The 14,109-nt window shown below is 63.2% G+C and carries 14 protein-coding genes; 3 read left to right on the forward strand and 11 right to left on the reverse strand.

Annotated features, from left to right (window positions below):
* Nucleotides 1–179 (forward strand): integrase core domain-containing protein (locus AC1DSN_RS09565; protein WP_477330470.1); only part of this gene is annotated, 179 nt, incomplete at its 5' end.
* Nucleotides 180–214: 35 nt separating this feature from the next.
* Here AC1DSN_RS09565 and AC1DSN_RS09570 read toward each other — a convergent pair.
* The 11 genes from AC1DSN_RS09570 to AC1DSN_RS09620 form a co-directional block, all read right to left on the reverse strand.
* A complete protein-coding gene (locus AC1DSN_RS09570; protein ID WP_477298436.1) occupies nt 215–1,090 on the reverse strand; it encodes a hypothetical protein in 876 nt (291 codons plus the stop codon).
* A 12-nt stretch (nt 1,091–1,102) separates the two neighbouring features.
* On the reverse strand, nt 1,103–2,644 hold the full coding sequence (locus tag AC1DSN_RS09575) for an esterase-like activity of phytase family protein (RefSeq protein WP_477330459.1): 1,542 nt from the start codon (nt 2,642–2,644) through the stop codon (nt 1,103–1,105).
* Nucleotides 2,644–4,962: a TonB-dependent receptor gene (locus AC1DSN_RS09580; RefSeq protein WP_477330472.1), complete on the reverse strand. Its 2,319-nt coding sequence runs from the start codon at nt 4,960–4,962 to the stop codon at nt 2,644–2,646. Before AC1DSN_RS09580 ends, AC1DSN_RS09575 begins: the two co-directional genes overlap by 1 nt.
* Nucleotides 4,963–5,147: 185 nt before the next feature.
* On the reverse strand, nt 5,148–6,431 hold the full coding sequence (locus AC1DSN_RS09585) for a sensor histidine kinase (protein WP_213949723.1): 1,284 nt from the start codon (nt 6,429–6,431) through the stop codon (nt 5,148–5,150).
* Nucleotides 6,415–7,101, reverse strand: a complete 687-nt coding sequence (locus tag AC1DSN_RS09590) for a response regulator transcription factor (protein WP_159889890.1) — start codon at nt 7,099–7,101, stop codon at nt 6,415–6,417. Before AC1DSN_RS09590 ends, AC1DSN_RS09585 begins: the two co-directional genes overlap by 17 nt.
* Before the next feature lie 195 nt (nt 7,102–7,296).
* Nucleotides 7,297–8,232: a 30S ribosomal protein S6--L-glutamate ligase gene (gene rimK / locus AC1DSN_RS09595; RefSeq protein WP_213949724.1), complete on the reverse strand. Its 936-nt coding sequence runs from the start codon at nt 8,230–8,232 to the stop codon at nt 7,297–7,299.
* Nucleotides 8,229–8,678 (reverse strand): ATP-dependent zinc protease family protein, encoded by a 450-nt coding sequence (locus tag AC1DSN_RS09600; protein WP_063573686.1) that lies wholly within the window; start codon nt 8,676–8,678, stop codon nt 8,229–8,231. The genes rimK and AC1DSN_RS09600 overlap by 4 nt, the downstream gene beginning before the upstream one ends.
* A gap of 163 nt (nt 8,679–8,841) precedes the next feature.
* Nucleotides 8,842–10,143: an MFS transporter gene (locus tag AC1DSN_RS09605; protein ID WP_477330462.1), complete on the reverse strand. Its 1,302-nt coding sequence runs from the start codon at nt 10,141–10,143 to the stop codon at nt 8,842–8,844.
* A gap of 8 nt (nt 10,144–10,151) precedes the next feature.
* Nucleotides 10,152–10,928, reverse strand: coding sequence for an HAD-IIA family hydrolase (locus tag AC1DSN_RS09610; protein ID WP_477330464.1), 777 nt, complete (start codon nt 10,926–10,928; stop codon nt 10,152–10,154).
* 125 nt (nt 10,929–11,053) lie between these two features.
* Entirely contained in the window at nt 11,054–11,509 is a 456-nt protein-coding gene (locus tag AC1DSN_RS09615) for a hemerythrin domain-containing protein (RefSeq protein WP_477295871.1), read from the reverse strand.
* Between the two features lie 453 nt (nt 11,510–11,962).
* Nucleotides 11,963–12,340 carry a hypothetical protein gene (locus AC1DSN_RS09620; RefSeq protein ID WP_477330466.1) on the reverse strand — a complete coding sequence of 126 codons (378 nt, stop codon included), beginning with the start codon at nt 12,338–12,340 and terminating at the stop codon, nt 11,963–11,965.
* 257 nt (nt 12,341–12,597) lie between these two features.
* Between AC1DSN_RS09620 and AC1DSN_RS09625 the strand changes: the two genes are divergently transcribed.
* Together AC1DSN_RS09625 and AC1DSN_RS09630 are read left to right on the forward strand one after the other, a co-directional pair.
* Entirely contained in the window at nt 12,598–13,263 is a 666-nt protein-coding gene (locus AC1DSN_RS09625; RefSeq protein WP_477295869.1) for a response regulator, read from the forward strand.
* Nucleotides 13,260–14,109: sensor histidine kinase N-terminal domain-containing protein (locus AC1DSN_RS09630; protein WP_477330468.1), on the forward strand; the 850-nt coding region annotated here is incomplete at its 3' end. The genes AC1DSN_RS09625 and AC1DSN_RS09630, both read left to right, overlap by 4 nt.

Consider the following 14,109-nt stretch of genomic DNA (forward strand, 5'->3'; position numbering starts at 1 on the left):
AGTACGAGTGGGTACCTGAAGGAGGCTACGCATCTATCGCCGAGGCCGAGAAGGAGCTGACCGACTTTCTGATCTACTACAACCTAGAACGGCAACACTCGCGACTAAACGACATCCCGCCAGTGCTCTTCGAGCAACTGGCGGCTCAGGCTCCTACACCGGTGTCCAGAAAAGCTTGACCACTGCAATTCATCGGCGATGCTCTCGATCCCGCTTAGTTGCAGAACCCGTTCGGGTACGAAGACGACCGATAGGCATAAAGCCAGCTCGTCTTCCCACCATCGTTGGCGATATTCCAGTTGTTGCCGATTGATCCGATCGCCGTGTTCAGCGTCTGCGACCGCGTGAGGACGGGTGTGGTGAAGTACTTGTCCGCGTCCGCGTCGACGCGGAACGACAGCTCGGCCAGCGCCGGCGTCGTGGCGCCATCGATGTACCACAAGGTCAGCGTGAACTCCGCCACGGACTCACCGATGTCGGACACGGGGCCGTCGTATTCCTGCTGGGTCACCGTGACGCCAGCCACCTTCGACAACGCCGACGTGGACACATCGGACAGCGTCGTTGCACCCGGGAACAGCTTGATCAGCGCGGCGACCGTCGTCGGCGTGGTGGTCGCGTCCTGCTTGGTCGAATGCGCCAGCACGAGGTTGCCCGGCGTCACGTCGGTCTCGAGCTTGGTCGACTTGTTCTTGCCCGCACCCGACACGTCCGTCCAATAGGACAGTTCTTCGTCCGCATGGCGAAACTTGAACTGGATGTCGGTATCGTCACCGGCACGCGTACGCAGCGAGTAGCCGCGCCTGTTCAGTGGGCACGTTCCCGGCGTGTCGTAGTAAGCCAGCGTGTCACGGTTGCCAGCAGCGAAGTTGCCGGTGACGGTCTTGTCGAAACCGAGAGCCGACAGGCGGGTGGAAAGATTGGTCAGCAAGGTCGCCGCCGCGCTCGACGGATTGCTGGCGAAGCGCGTGGGGTCGACCAGGACCTTGTATTCCTTGCTGTCGACATAAGCCGGCGTATTGGCATAACTGGCGATCGAACCCAGCATGAGGGTTGCCGACAGCAGCGAAAGAACCGTACGTTTCATCATGCGCATAACCCTTTATCGGTGGTTGGAGGCGGCGGTGGAACGCATGCCCGGCAAAGTCAGCCGGTACACGAGGATGCGGTTGTCGTTGTCGATGGGCGAGTCGCAGTTCTGCCCGTCCATGACGCAATGCTTCGCGATGAAGTCGTTGTCGTTGCCGACGAGAAGGAACCAGTCGTCGGGACGCGCCGGATCCAGCACGGGAAGGAGGTCCATGGCCTCCCACTTTTCGGAGAGCTGGGCCCTGCCCGTAACGTCGGCATCGATGCCCAGACCGAATCGCGCCAGGTCGGGCGGATCCAGGAGATTGACCAGCGGCGTCCACGCCGCAGCGCGGATGTCGCTGCGCAGCTCGCCATCCTTGCCCAGCACCGACCTCGTCGACGTCTCGTAGGTCGTCCTGGCAAGGTTGCTCGCGCCATCGGTGTCGACCAACAGCACGCTCTTGTACACGAGGGGCTTTCCACCATCGGCGCCGTAGCCGTTGCCGTCTCGCGAGAGCATGAGGAAGGTGTGGTTGTCGAGGACGCGGATTTCGCTTTGCGCCGCCGTTTTGTTGGGAGCGCTTCCATCACCGCGGTCGGCGTATACAGGCAGCCGAACGACGTAGTGCCCCATCGGCGTTTTCGGTACGTCGTTACGACTCACGTCGTAAACGAGCACGCGGGTTAGCGAGCGCCCGGACGCGTCGCCCGGTGCCTCGCGGGTCGCCGTGTCCTGGATCAACGCGCTCTGCAACACAACGAACAGACGTGTGCCGTCCGGCGATAACGCCGTCCCTTCGACACCCTGGTTGTTGCGTCGTCCGGTTATCGGCGGCCTGAGCGACGTGAAGTCCGGCTTGCCATCCGCATCCAGCGGACGCACGGCTCTGGGCGGCACGATCACCCCGGTGAGTTTTCCCTTCGCGTCGAACCGGTACACGTTTGCCGCGTACTCGTCACCGACGTAGAAACCGCCATCGTGAGTGAACTGCAACGACTCCGCGTCCAGTGAGACCTTCCCTGCACCGATACCACTGGCCGGCGAAGGAAGGACGATAGCGCGCTCCGTCCGTAGTCCCTTCGCAGGCTCGGCGCCGGTAAACGGCTTCCCATCGAAATCCCGCAACGCAAGCCCGCCATCAACCACCAGCGAAACACTGCCTCCTGTGGGAGCCGCTTCAGCGGCGATCCCAGCCCGCGGCAACGTCAACGTAAACCTGAACCGGTGCAACCGCCCCCGGTAATCGAAGAACACATTGTGTTCGGGATCGTTCCGCCCACGATCGGGCAAGGTCCAGAGCACCCCCGTATAGGTGTCCCCGTCGCGCCTCCAGCTACCCGGCTCGATCATCAACGACGAGAACGACCCCAGCGTGTCGCCGAGAAAATCTATGGTCCCCGCGGGCAATGATCCCGCGGCCACCAGCCCCTGATCGACATACGTCTTCCCGCCGAACGTGACCGAGCGCGGCAGCGGCGCCTGCGCGACATCCGCCGTACGAACATCGACGGTCTGCGCCGAAGCGCTGCCCAGAAGTAACATCAAGCCCAGACCGGCGATGCGGCGAGCCATCAGAACCGTACATCCAGCGTCGCGAATACCTGCAGGGGCGCGGATGCGTGGAACACATAGGCGGTACCGGCCGGGTCGCTGGGCACAAAGGCGCTCGAGTCGAAGTTGCTGGCATAGCGCTTGTCGGTGAGGTTAGTCACGTTGAGCGAGAGGCGCACGTCCTTCGCCACCGAAAGCGGGCCGAAGTCGTAGCCACCCGACACGTCCCACGTGGTGAATCCACCAAAGCCCTGGTCGTTCGTATAGGTGTAGTAACGCTTGCCGGTGTACTTGCCGCGTAGCGAGGCGAACCATGGCCCCTGCGTCCAGTCGATCTGCGTCGCGAACAGCTTGGTCGGCGTGTCGGTCTGGATCTTGCCGCTGGTGTGCTGGACGACACCGGCCTGCACGTAGTCACTGGCATACGTCGAGCGGTTGAAGGAGGCCGAGTTGTACCAGCGCAGGTGACTGGTCGGCTGCCACACGAAGGTCAGTTCAACGCCGTGGCTGTTCACGCCACCGACGTTGTAGAAGCGATTACCGCAGCTCGGCCCGACCGGCTGGCGTGAGTCGCAGGGGTTGTACTGCAGCAGACGGTTGTCGAAGCGCACATTGTATGCGGCGACCGAAGCGGCCACCTGGTCCGTCTCGATGCGATAGCCGGCCTCGAGGCTGCGCGATTTCTCGGGCTTGAGGTCGCCCTGCGTGTCCCAGATGGACTGGGCCACTGCCTGCGGACCCAGCTTGAACCCACCCTGGAACATCGCGACGTTCTTCGAGAAGCTGGTGAAGACTTCCTGGCCTTCGGCGAGCTTGTAGCGCGCACCGAACTGCGGCAGCAATGCCTTGCTTGCGCTGAGCGAACCCGTGGCGAACTGGTTGTTTGAGTTAGCGGGAATCGGCTTCACGGCGTCGCCCGGCAAGGCCTCCGCGCGCGAGGTGACATGCGGGCTCTTCACGCCGACATCGACCGTGAGTGCATCGTCGAGGAAGCGCATCGTGTCCTGCAGGAAGGCCTGTCGCGTGTTCCATACCGTACGCTGGTCGAAAACGCCGAGGTCCGGCGTGGCGTCGATAGGACCACTGAGGTCCCGCGGCCCGGTGACGTAGCTGCTGTAGCGCGACGCCGTAGAGACATTGTGCTCGTACCAGACACCGCCTTCGATGTGCTGGTTCGCGATGTCCCACGCTGCCGACAGCACGGCGCCCGAGCGATTGATCGTATAGAGCGTGTTGCGGAAGATGATCGGCAACTGCTGCGGCGTGCCCGGGTAGGAATACGTGCCGCTGTTCCAGTTGTGTCCTTCGCCCGCGTCCTCGTGGTGATAGACCTGGGCGTGGATGGTGACCGAGTCGCTCGGGAAGAAGTCGCCGGCGAGGTAGTAAAGATCGTCGTTGCGCAGGATCTGACCCGCGGTGAACGCACCGTCCGCGTCGGTATCCGCACCGCTCTTGTCACAGAGCTTGGCGTTGAGCGTGCCGGCATTGCAGTAAGCCTTGCCGATCGCTTTCTGCCAGTTCGGTGCCGAGCCACCCCAGTCCCAACCCAGGCCGCGCGCCAGCTCACTCTTGGACAGGTAGAAATAATCCGCCTGCGACGTGCGTGAGGTGTCCGCGAAGCCGGTGAATCGCGCCCAGTCGAGGTCCCACACGGCCTTGCCGTTGAACTGTTTCGTCGTCGAACCGTTGTACGCCGTCTGGTCGTTCCACAGATCGGATGTGGTTTTCGCTCCGGACAGGTACATTGAGAAGCCGTTGTGCTCACCCGTGTCGAAGCGCGCATACGTGCGGCGATTGGCGTCGCTGCCGACGGTCTGCGAGAAGCGGCCACCCATCGTCTTCGTCGGATCGTTCGATGTATAGGCGATGGTACCGCCGAGGTTGCTGGTCGACGGGGTGCCGAGATTGCCGATGCCCTCGGAGAGTTCGGCGCCAGCGAAGTTCTCGGAGATCAGCGCGCGGTTGATCGATAAGCCGTTGTAGTTGTTGTAAGCGCTGTCACCCAGCGGCATGCCGTCCAGCGTGTACCCGAGGCGCGTGCCGCTGAAGCCGCGCAGGCTGAGCGTCATCGACTGTTCGTTGGTACCCAGCGCGTCGACCGACTGTGCATTCACACCCGGCAGCGTGTTGAGAACTTTCTGAAGACTCGTTCCGGGCGGCAGGGCCTTCTGGTCCGAGGGACGCAGGCGCTGCACCTGGCGCGTCTCGCCCGTGCCGATCACGGAGACCGCATCGAGGTCCTGCACCTTGTCGCGCTTTGTGGCGCTGGCGTTATCAGCCGGGGCGTTGGTGTCGGTGGTATCGGTGTCGGTCGCGTAGGCAACGGAAGACAGGGCCATACCGAGGGCGATGGCCAGAACGGTCTGCTTGAACAAGGGACTGCATCCTTACACTCGCGGACGCGTCGCGGCACACCTCCCCTGAGGGTGCCCATCACGCGCCGTGGAAGCGTCGGATAGTCGTGCAGTAAAATGGCAGCTTAGTGACAGCCCCTGTGACAGGACGCCTGGACGTCCGTCTTCGCTCAGCGGAAATCGATCGTCGAAATCGCGCCGGCCATGTCGGCCCGCGGTCGCAGGGAAACGTCCCAGTCGTACAGTTCGCACAAGCGACGCACGATCGCGAGGCCTAGCCCCGCACCACCGCCCGTGGCACTTTCGCCGCGAATACCGCGCTGGAACAGCTTCTCGGCGTCTTCCGGCTTGATGCCGGGGCCGGTATCGATCACGTCCACGCGGCCGTCGAGCACGCGCACCGTGACCTTGCCTTCCATCGTGTACTTGATCGCGTTGCCGATGAGGTTGGTCAGGGCCACCGAAAGCACCGAGGCCGGCGCGTTTACCGACACCGATCCATCGGACACCAACTCGATCTCGATGGGCTTGCCGCCCATCTGCGGGCGCTGGCTTTCGATCACATCCGAGGCGACCTTGGCCACGTCGGTGGTTTCGCCGCGCGTGGGACCTCGACGTTCGGCGCGCGACAGCAGCAACAGGGCTTCGATCATCTCGGTTGCCTGGCGCGATGCGCGCTCGATGCGCTTCAGTCGCTCGCGCAACTTGTCTGTCAGATCGGGCGAGCCCTGCAGGAGCTCCGTCGTGCTGGCGATCACTGCGAGCGGGGTGCGCAGCTCGTGGCTCACGTCCGAGTTGAATTCGCGATCGCGCTCGACGACCGAGGTCAGGCGCATGGCGTATTCATCGAGCGCCACGGCAAGCTCGCCGACTTCGTCGTCGGCGAAGTGCGGGGCCAGCGCCTCGGCTTTGCCCACGCGGCGGAAGTCACGCAGGCGCCTGGCCAGATCGGTCACCGGGCGCAGGACGCGCGCCGAAAGCCACACGCCAAGCACCAGCGAGAACAACCCGAACAGAAAGACCGCCGCGATGACGCTGGTGATGAGCTGGCGCTTGCCGAGTTCGTCGCGCGAGACGTCGAACTGGAGGAAGTTGATGATGCCGCCTTCGCGCCGGACGGCCACCTTGAAGTGGCGCGGCTTGCCGTCCTTGCCGGTCTCGTAGAGCTCGTGCACGCCCGTATCGAGCGACTGCCAGTTCAGCGGCGCCTTGTAAATCGTACGTTCGCTGAAGGTGGCGGCCTGGATGATGTTGAACTGCGGCCTCTCAGCCGGGTTCGCCCGAACCTGCGCGTTGAGCGAGTCCGCTTCATCCTGCAAGGCCGAGTTGATCAGTTGTTCTTCGACACGCTCGCGGATGTTGATCGCCGCGAACGCGAAAAGAGCGCTCAGCCCGAGACCGAACAGCGTAAAGGTGACAATCAGGCGAAAACGAAGCTTACGTCTGGACCGCATCCGGATCGACCATGCGATATCCGATACCGTGACGCGTGTGGATCAGCGGCTTCTCGAAAGGTTTGTCGATGGCCGCACGCAGCCCGTGAATATGCACGCGTAACGAGTCCGAGTCCGGAAGCTCCTCTCCCCAGACCCGCTGCTCCAGATCCTGCCGCGTCACCACGGAGGGGCTGGCCTCCATGAGTGCCTGCAGCAGCTTCAGGCCGATCGGATTGAGCTGGATCGACTTACCTTCGCGGGTCACGGTAAGCGTGTCGAGGTTGTAGGTGAGACCGTCCACCTTGAGCACGCGGCTTTGCGGACCCTTGCCCCGACGCGCAAGCACTTCCAGCCGCGCCGCCAGTTCCTGCAGGGCGAAAGGCTTGGTCATGTAGTCGTCGGCACCGGACTCGAAGCCAACCAGCTTGTTGTCCAGCGAGTCGCGCGCCGTGAGCATGAGCACCGGCGTCTGCTTGTGCGCCTCGTGGCGGAGCTTCTTGGCGACATCCAGCCCGTCCATGCCCGGTAGGGTCAGGTCGAGCACGATGACGTCGAAATCGTGTACGACAGCCAGATGCAGCCCGGTGACGCCGTCGCCGGCGAAATCGACCACATGGCCGCGATCCTCGAGGTAATCCCCGATGTTGGTCGCGATGTCGGTGTTGTCTTCGATGACCAGAACGCGCATTCGGCACTCCATTGTGCGGTCGCGGGTGAGTCTTATCAGTATTGCGACCGGAAGCTTAACGCCGAATCCGTGAAGCGGACAGCAGTAAAAGAGAGGCCCGGACGGGAAACCCCGCCCGGGCCGAAAGAACTACTGCCCCGATACCGTCACCCCGCGTCGCGGAATCACAGTGAAACCTTTATAGGCGACACCCGTTTAAATCGCTGTTAACCCCTTCGGGGCCCTTGGGCGGCGCGGCTTGGCGACCGCGGGGCGGGCGGCAAGGCGGGTTTCACAGTGGGCAATGATGGCGTCGGCCACGTCGACCCCGGTGCTGCCCTCGATGCCCTCCAGGCCTGGCGAGGCATTCACCTCCAGCAACAACGGGCCACGGGACGAGCGCAGGAGGTCCACGCCCGCGACCTCCAGACCCAGGGCCGAAGCCGCCTGGATCGCAACCCGGCGCTCGTCGTCGGAAAGCTCGACCGAAGCCGCCGTGCCGCCCCGGTGCAGATTGGCGCGGAACTCACCCGGCGCCGCAGAGCGCTGCATGGCCGCGACCACCTGGTCGCCGACCACGAAGCAGCGCAGGTCGCTGCCATTGGCCTCCCGGATGAATTCCTGGACGAGGAAGTTCGCGTAGAGGCCACGGAAGGCTTCGATCACGCTCTGGGACGCTGAGCGCTTCTCGGCCAGGACCACGCCGGTGCCCTGGGTACCCTCGTTCAGCTTGATGATGTGCGGAGGGTCGCCCAGCATCGCCAGCAGGTCGGAGGTGTCATCCGGGTTGTCGCCGAAGGCGGTGACCGGCATGTCCACGCCCTTCACCGCCAGCATCTGCAGGCTGCGCAGCTTGTCCCGCGCGCGCAGCACGGCGTCGGAGGGGTTAGGCGTGAACACGCCCATCAGCTCGAGCTGGCGGAGCACGGCCGTACCGTAAAAGGTGCTGGAGGCGCCGATGCGCGGTATCACGCAGTCGATCGGCCCAAGCGGCTTGCCCTTGAAGTGGATCGCGAACATCTGCGGTGCGATGCTCATGTAGCAACGCAGCGGATCGATCACGCGGACGGTGTGCTTGCGCTTGCGCGCCGCCTCCACCAGTCGCTGCGTGGAGTACAGCCGCGCATTGCGCGACAGGATGGCGATCTTCATGTGGGTTCCCGGACGGCGCGGCGCGGCGTCTGTGAATAGGAAAGCGAAGGATCGACCTGGAAGCGCCCGTTCAGCGCCGTCCGGCCGAGCAAAAGGGGAAAGAGCATGTGCCGCCGGTCGGTCAGGTTCACTTCGGCAAGGAACGTCTGTCCGGCCAGCTCGATCTCGGTCTGGATAAACCAGCGGGTGGTCGCATGGCCGCCAGAATCGGTCACGGTACGCTGGCCGATGGCTTTGGCCTCGCAAGGATCAGACACGCCGCCCTTTCGGGTCGTGCGCACCTGGAAGCGCAGCCATGTGCCGTCGTCTCGCTCGTCGATCTCCAGCCATTCGACGTGCAGCGACGACGAGCGCGCGCCCGTATCGAGCTTGGCCTTGAGGACAGCGACGCCGAGCGACGGAAGTGCGAGCCGTTCGCGCCAGCCTAGGGTGATGACATCAGTCATGGGTCTGGTGCGAAGGTAGGGGGACGGCGGTGGACCGGGGGAACGGTCCGGATGCAAAAGCATGCCGAAGGTGGTGCCGGGTTTCAACCGGCACGATCATCGGACCCCTCCAGACTGTCACGCCCATGAAATCGACGTGAACAGCAAGGGGTCCGAGGCGCTTTCAAGGGCGAAGGGAGCCCCGCCCGGTCACCATCATGTAGACCGACGCGCCCACGCCAGCCAGCGAGACGATGGCCACGTAGTGCGCCGGCCCCAGGCCACCGGCGGTTCTGGCGAGGATGGCCACGAGCACCGGCGTGGCGGCGCCGGCGATGGCATAGGCCACGTTGTAGGAGACCGATATCCCGGAAAAGCGGATCGCCGGCGGAAACGAAGCCACCAGGATAGCCGGGACGATGCCCGCTACCCCTGCGAACACGCCGGCAAGCGCATAGAGCGGAAACAGGTTCGCACCGCCGCCCTGCAAGTCGATGTACAAAGCATAGGTGCTGAGCATCAGGCCGATCGACGAGAGCAACATGGCGCGGGCGGTACCCATCCAGTCGACGAGAAGGCCGCCGCCGATGCAGCCCAGGCACAGGGTGAACGCCGCGATGCTTCCGCCTTCAAACGCGCGCGCCGGAGCAATGTGGAACGTCGTCTGCATCACCGTGGGGGTCGTCAGGATGACCACGACAATCGCCGCGGTGAGCACCCAGGTCACCGCCATCGACAGCAACACACCCGGCAAGTGGTCGCGAACGACGACCAACGCGGGAAGCTCTTCTGAAAGCTCCTTGCGCTCCMGCATGCGCGCGAATACCGGCGTCTCACTCAGCCACCGGCGAAGGTACACGGCGATGAAGCCGAAGACGCCACCGAGAATGAAGGCGATTCGCCAACCGTGGTCCAGCATATCGGCTTCGGAAAGGTTGGCATTGAGCCATGCCGCCAGCAGCGAGCCCATGAGGATGCCGGCGGTGAGGCCTGCCGAGAGGCTGGCAACGGCGATCCCTACGCGGCGTTGCGGCACGTGCTCGGCCACGAACACCCAGGCCCCCGGCACTTCACCGCCGATGGCCAGGCCCTGCAAGACGCGAAGCAGGGTAAGCAGGATCGGCGCCAGTACGCCCAGCGTCGCGTAGGTCGGCAGCACGCCAATCAGCAGGGTCGGCACGGCCATCAGGAACACGCTGAGCATGAACATCCGTTTACGGCCGATGCGATCGCCGAAGTGCGCCATCACGATGCCGCCTAGCGGCCGGGCGAGATACGCGACGGCGAAGATGCCGAACGTCTGCAGCGTTGCCAGCCACTCCGAGGTACCGGGCGGAAAGAACAGGTGGCCGATCGTCTTCGCGAAGTACACGAAGATGACAAAGTCGTAGAACTCCAGCGCACCGCCGAGGGCGGACAGGAGCAGCGTTTTCACATCGCCACGGTTGAGCGTGCGGCGGTCCGCGGTATCGAGGGTCGCGCTCATGGTTCGTCTCAGTCCTCGAGGAGGTTCGCGACGGAGTCGAGGATTTCCGCAGGACGGAACGGATAGCTATCGACGTCCGCCCGGGTGGCGATGCCGCTGAGCACCAGCACGGTGTGCAGGCCCGCTTCGATACCCGCGACCACGTCGGTATCCATGCGGTCGCCGATCATGCCGGTGKTKTSCGAATGCGCGYCGAKCTKGTTCATSGCCGARCGGAACATCATCGGRTTGGGCTTGCCGATGACGTACGGCTCGCGGCCGGTGCAACGGGTGATGAGCGCGGCCACGGCGCCCGTCGCGGGCAACGGACCCTCGGCACTGGGGCTGGTCGCATCCGGGTTGGTACAGATGAAACGCGCGCCGTTGCCGATCAGACGGATCGCCTTGGTGATCGCCGCGAAAGAGTAGGTCCTCGTCTCGCCCAGCACCACATAGTCCGGCGCGGTGTCGGTCATGATGAAACCCGCCTCGTGGATCGCCGTGGTGAGGCCGGCCTCGCCCATGACGAAGGCCGAGCCGCCGGGGGATTGGTCCTTGAGGAAGGTGGCCGTGGCCAGCGCGGACGTCCATAACTGCTCTTCAGGCACGTCCAGGCCCGAGGTACGCAGGCGCGCACTGAGGTCGCGCGGGGTGAAGATGGAGTTGTTGGTCAGCACCAGGAACGGCGTACCGCGATCCCGCCACTGGCGGATCAGTTCGGGTGCTCCCGGCAAGGCCTTGTTCTCGTGGACGAGGACGCCGTCCATGTCGGTCAGCCAGCAGGCAACGTTCTTGCGGTCGGTCACGGGGAATTCCTTACAGAAAAACGGAACACAGGTGCCAAGGGTACCGCGACGGGATGCCCTTGGGCACGGTGTGACCTGCAAGCACTCACCCGCACCGTGAGGGGTTGCTTCGGCGGCGCTGGCGCTTACTCGCTGGCGAGCCGCTTGTGCAGGGCGACGTACTCCTTGCGGTATTTCTTCGCCAGCGAGGTCTTCTGCCGATCGGTAAGTATCTTGCCGCCCAGCTGGAAGAAACTACGCTCCTCCTCGCGAAGATGGTCGTGCAGTTCGTCGGAGAGCTTGCTGAGGTTGGCGGTCCATTTGCGGCCGGCATGGGTTACCGTCTGCAACTCTTCCACGAGGTCGTCCATCTTATGGTGGTCGGCCAGTGCGTCCCGCGACGGATGCAGGCCGCGGTCATCCATCAGCATCGGCACATAGAGAAAGCGCTCCTCCGCCGCTTCATGGGCGGCCAACTCGATGCGCAGCGCGGTGAACAACTCCACGCGATGCTCGCCCGGATCGGAGCGCATGAGCTTGCGCATCAGCGAGCGCTGGATGACGTGGCTTTCGCGGAGGGCTTCGAAGATCGTCTCGGACATGGCGTTCCCGGCTTTGTCATGGAGGCATCATCCTCGCCGGTGTCATGTCAGGGTTTCGTCAGCGGCGAAGCGCGACGACGACGGGCTCCATCGCGTGGCAGGTGACGATGCACCCGAGGCGAACCCCACTTTTCCAGGTACACCCCTCACCCATGCGCTACTTCGTGGTCACCGGGGGCCGTCGTATCTGCGCTTTGTGACCACGAGCGCTCGGTGGTATCGTTCAGCGACTATGCGCAGGACAAGGTCCTTGCCGTGAAATCTCTTTACGTTGCACGCGCGCGCAGCGTACTACTCAACGGGATTTCGGAGAGTCCCGTGCAAGAGGCCAACCAAATCCCGTATTAGCGGTGAATTGGTTCGCAGGCTGCTCTGTGGTGACTGCGTGCGGAGGGCGCCCGCTTTGTCGCCAGGCCTCTAAGCCTGTCTCGAAGCCGCGTCGGCCGCGAAACGTCAAGTCTCGTCCATACTCATGCCCGGCGCCCAACGGGCACCTTCGCGAACCTGGCGAAGCTTGCCAACAAAGCGCTCCCTGTCTTCGCGCGAAAGCTCCAGGATGAACGCGCACTTGTCCGTGAGGCCACCGAATGAAGTGCCAATAGCGAAGGCACGCCGTTGGTCGAAGATCCATACACGATCATGCAGTTCTTTCGTCAATCGATGAGCCAGCACGATACCGTGATCGGCGCAGTATTCGTTCAGGCCAGCGGCGATGACGGGATCTCGTTTTCCCGGCTTAACGAAGATTTCAAGCTGCCGAAGCTGGTTCGGGAATACGGCAAGGAGATCGGTAAGGTAAGCACGTGCGGATATCCCGGGAAGGCCTTGCAACAGCGCTCCCGGCCTTTTTCAGGGCGGAATGGAGGGCACGGGCACGATCATTCATGGGCAGGCATCGATTTGCGGACGGCCGGAGCCTAATCTCATCCTCGCGCCCCGACAAGGATGTGTTTGCGACACCCCAGGGGAGCTAAGCATTCCGTCTCAAGGCTCCAGCCGGACTAGACTGAGCCAGCCGAACACAAAAGGTTAGGAAAAGACTTCTCTCCCATGATGGCGTCCTTCTGCCCCCTAGCATCCCCCTTGCCATGCACATCCTGCTCCTAGAAGACGATATCGAGCTGGGCGAGGCCATCAAGCACGCCCTTGAGCACCAGTCGTACGCCGTCACCTGGCTGACCGACGGGCGAAAGGGCGCCAGTGCGCTACCGGATGAGTCTTTCGATCTGGTCCTGCTGGACCTCGGCTTACCCGGTAAGGACGGCCTGGAGGTTCTTCTGGAGGCACGACGATCCGGCGTGAAGACGCCGATTCTCGTGATGACGGCAAGGGAAGCGCCCGAGGCCCGCATCCGAGGACTCGACCTCGGTGCCGATGACTATCTCGTCAAGCCTTTCCATCTCGGCGAACTGGCCGCGCGGATACGCTCACTAACCCGCCGGGCCCAAGGTCTCGTGGATAATCGTGTGGAGGTGGGTGGCTTGGTGTTGGATCTGGCCACGACCGATGTTGAGTACCGAGGTGTGCGTATCGGGCTGACGCGGCGGGAATTCGCTGTTTTACGGATATTGATGGAGCGAGCTGGCCGCATAGTTCGCCGTGAGAGTCTTGAGGGCTCGGTCTACGGCTTCGACACAGTGGTCGATCGCAACGCGATTGAGGTACACGTGCATTGGTTGCGCCGGAAGTTGAGCCCRGAGGTGATTCACACAGTTCGAGGCATTGGCTACATGATGCCCAGGGAGCCCCGGTGACATCCAACAGCCTCCGCTCGCGCCTGACCTGGCTGATCATTCTGGTGCAGGTGGCAGTCCTGATTCCCTTAGGCACCATAAGCTATCAGCGCGAGCTCCATGAGATGAATCAGCTGCTGGATGGCCGTCTGGCTCAAGCGGGTCGAACGCTGGGCACGTTGATCGCCTATGGCCAGAATAGATACTCAGAGGCTGACTCCGGCCGAGCGTTAGAACTGGCAACCGATGCCCAGCGAGGCACGGTAGTTGTGGCTGTCCACGCCAAGAACTACGAGCCAGAAGTGGGGTTCCAGGCTTATGATCCCAATGGCAATTTGATGGCGGCAACAGCCAATCTGGCGGATCTTCCTGCGCCGCGGAGTGGCGAGCGAGGCTTCAGCGATATTGAACATGACGGCTCGCGCTGGCGATTGTTCACTCTTACCAATCGCTTCAATCTGACGATCCGCATCGGTGAACGGGCGGAGAATCGGTCTGATATCACGCGCGGACTGATACTGGAGCATGCGCTTCCTTTGGTCATAGGACTGCCCCTTCTGGCTCTCCTGGCAGGGCTCGCTGTTAAACATGGTCTCCGACCTTTGGGATCGTTGACACAGGTGCTTGCCGAACGAGCTCCTCGCAGCCGCAAACCTATATCTATCGACCGGTCGCCGGACGAGATCAAACCGCTGATAGAGACGCTCAATCAGCAGTTGGAGCGCCTCGAAGACGCGATCGAGCGCGAGCACCGCTTCGCCGGTGACGTGGCGCATGAGCTGCGTACCCCTCTGGCAGCAACCATGATCCACTTGGAAAGCGCCCTCATCGCCGAAGATCCCTCCGAAATCAGCCCCATTCTTCAAA

It is taken from the genome of Luteibacter sp. P4_D7_3 (assembly GCF_056401735.1).

What these genes read in the sequence shown, in the direction of transcription:
- AC1DSN_RS09570 (WP_477298436.1), bottom strand. Translation starts at nt 1,090, where the DNA reads ATGATGAAACGTACGGTTCTTTCGCTGCTGTCGGCAACCCTCATGCTG.
- AC1DSN_RS09575 (WP_477330459.1), bottom strand. Translation starts at nt 2,644, where the DNA reads ATGGCTCGCCGCATCGCCGGTCTGGGCTTGATGTTACTTCTGGGCAGC.
- AC1DSN_RS09580 (WP_477330472.1), bottom strand. Translation starts at nt 4,962, where the DNA reads ATGGCCCTGTCTTCCGTTGCCTACGCGACCGACACCGATACCACCGAC.
- AC1DSN_RS09585 (WP_213949723.1), bottom strand. Translation starts at nt 6,431, where the DNA reads ATGCGGTCCAGACGTAAGCTTCGTTTTCGCCTGATTGTCACCTTTACG.
- AC1DSN_RS09590 (WP_159889890.1), bottom strand. Translation starts at nt 7,101, where the DNA reads ATGCGCGTTCTGGTCATCGAAGACAACACCGACATCGCGACCAACATC.
- rimK (WP_213949724.1), bottom strand. Translation starts at nt 8,232, where the DNA reads ATGAAGATCGCCATCCTGTCGCGCAATGCGCGGCTGTACTCCACGCAG.
- AC1DSN_RS09600 (WP_063573686.1), bottom strand. Translation starts at nt 8,678, where the DNA reads ATGACTGATGTCATCACCCTAGGCTGGCGCGAACGGCTCGCACTTCCG.
- AC1DSN_RS09615 (WP_477295871.1), bottom strand. Translation starts at nt 11,509, where the DNA reads ATGTCCGAGACGATCTTCGAAGCCCTCCGCGAAAGCCACGTCATCCAG.